Here is a 1,400-nt window from a genome sequence, read left to right as displayed (position 1 = left end):
GTCCGCAGGCCGAAGATAACGCCCAACCGGGCGCTTACGGTAGAAGCCCACTCGGTCACGTTGTCTCCTAAACACGTCTGCAAAGGGTCGTTTTCTCACGCCTTCGGTGATTGCAGACGTCCGACAATGGAAGGTTATCGAGCGTTCGTTCTCTCTCTCTCTCTCTCTCTCTCTCTCTCTCTCTCTCTCGGTCGAAGAGAGGGAGAGTGCCGAGAAATAGATCGAATGGGCGAAGCAAACGATTCACGACCTTGATCCCTTCGGCAGAGGCCCGCCATTATTCGTCCAAGGTTAGTGCGTCTCTTCGTCAAGTGCAATCGAGGTCTTGTTGACAAAGTGGCAGCGTAGAACAATCCTCCGACCATGAAGTTTCACAACGTTTTGACGCCTTATTCCGATTAAACTATTCATAGGTGCCCATGTTGTCGTCATCTGACATTGCACCAGCGGGGAGGCAACGAGATTTGCCCAGTGTGTTTTTTGGAGGACGATGGACAGGGCGATCAGGATGCCGAAGAGATTCGTGACGGGCCTAACGGCTCGCTGTCACTGACGAAGGCCCGGCACAACTTCGATGCCTATGGCGCTTGCGACCCCGATTTTCGTGGGTCCGTTCGTTTACCAACCGAAGCCGAACACTGACTGATCGGTCGCCCCGCGTCTCAGGTTGACGCAACTCTTCACCGTTTACCCATAGTCGATCCTCAGCCGTCGCTCCTCACCGGAATTCACCTCGGTATAGGCGACTATGAGGGCGACAAGCACTGACCCATTGAACTCGGCTTCAACATCGATGTCGACCACGCGCTTCTCAAACGCCGTGATGGCCTGCTTGGCCGATACATGGATATCTGCCTCCGCGGCGGCCGAGATCGGCTTTCCCTCAAGATCGACGAAGTCAACGCCGAAGAGTTTCTTCTCCGGTCGGCTGCCAACTGCGGTCTTAAGGATCAGCGAAATTGCCATGCGGATACGCTCTTCTTCTTCGAACAAGCCGCCTGTAGGGTCGAGCCTTGGCATTCGACATAGGCTCCAAAGACAGAGACGCTCTAAGATGGCGCCAGGAAACGGAAACATTAGCGGACCCCTACGGTTATTCATAGGGGCGTGCCGGCAATCGTATCGCTATCGATACTAATCCAATGTCGACGGTGAATACCTCCATCGTCTCCCTTTGGTTCATGATCGATGCAGCGCTACGATGAAAGGGTGGCGGGAATGCGCCCGTCTCTGTCGCCAGCTAGCTCATTGGGACTTGGGAGCTCAGTAGAACTCCGACATCGGCGAGCGGCGTCGGGGCCACGGTCGCGGCCTACCAGCGCCGCAGGAGTGCCGTCTCGAAAATTTACTACCGCGCCTCGTTCCGCTACCTCTCAGAACGCTAGAATTCTGTTTGTTTT

The 1,400-nt window shown here is 55.2% G+C and carries 2 protein-coding genes; one reads left to right on the top strand and one right to left on the bottom strand.

Translation table 11 applies throughout. The features are described 5' to 3' along the window. Nucleotides 1-405: 405 nt before the first annotated feature. Nucleotides 406-642: a CPCC family cysteine-rich protein gene (locus tag AC2YI2_RS34945; RefSeq protein ID WP_487391111.1), complete on the top strand. Its 237-nt coding sequence runs from the start codon at nt 406-408 to the stop codon at nt 640-642. Between the two features lie 45 nt (nt 643-687). On the opposite strand, the gene AC2YI2_RS34940 is transcribed toward AC2YI2_RS34945, so the two are convergent. Next, nucleotides 688-1,020, bottom strand: coding sequence for a GPW/gp25 family protein (locus AC2YI2_RS34940; RefSeq protein WP_487391110.1), 333 nt, complete (start codon nt 1,018-1,020; stop codon nt 688-690). Nucleotides 1,021-1,400: the final 380 nt, after the last annotated feature.

It is taken from the genome of Rhizobium sp. SRI_017 (assembly GCF_057586295.1).
Note: the sequence above shows the minus strand (reverse complement) of the source record. Positions and strands in the feature narration are given on the sequence as shown.

Bases quoted from the DNA above. Each gene is read 5' to 3' on its own strand.
- AC2YI2_RS34940 (WP_487391110.1), bottom strand. From the start codon at position 1,020: ATGCCAAGGCTCGACCCTACAGGCGGCTTGTTCGAAGAAGAAGAGCGT.